Source organism: Parachitinimonas caeni, from assembly GCF_030129945.1.
Taxonomy (GTDB): domain Bacteria; phylum Pseudomonadota; class Gammaproteobacteria; order Burkholderiales; family Chitinimonadaceae; genus Parachitinimonas; species Parachitinimonas caeni.
Window position 1 is genome coordinate 1 of the sequence record NZ_JARRAF010000180.1, and the last position, 479, is coordinate 479.

At 71.0% G+C, this 479-nt stretch carries 1 protein-coding gene; it reads right to left on the reverse strand.

The genetic code is table 11. The features are described from left to right. Positions 1-479, reverse strand: a 479-nt coding sequence (locus PZA18_RS24205; protein WP_284103452.1) for a hypothetical protein, incomplete at both ends; no start/stop codon positions are given.

Consider the following 479-nt stretch of genomic DNA (forward strand, 5'->3'; position numbering starts at 1 on the left):
CTCTGTCCCAGAACCAGCGATTCGACCGCCGGCTCGCCCTGGTCGAGCTGGAAGCTGACGCTGACCGGCGCGGTCAGTACCGAGTCGGGGCGCAGCTGCAGATAGACCGGGCCATCCTGGGCCAGGGTCCGCAGCGGGCCATCGCTGGTGACGGGGCCTTCGGCCAGCAGCTGGCCGTAGGCATTGAACAGGCGCCAGCCCAGCTGGCCCGAATTGTCTGCCAGGGCATTGAAGCGCAGCCGGTCGCCGGCATGGCCCTCCAGCCGGAACAGCTGGCTTTGCTGGCTGTCGTCGAAACGGGCGGTCAGGGCCTGCCCGGCCAGCAGCGCCTGTGCCTCGGCCGCCACCGGCCGCAGCCGGAACTGGTAGGGTTGATCGCCCCAGTAGGCCCGCATCGTCAGATCGTACCGGCCCGGCTCCAGCCAGCGGGCTTCGCGCCACCGGCCGTCGGCACCGCTGATCAAGGGGCGGCCGTTGGC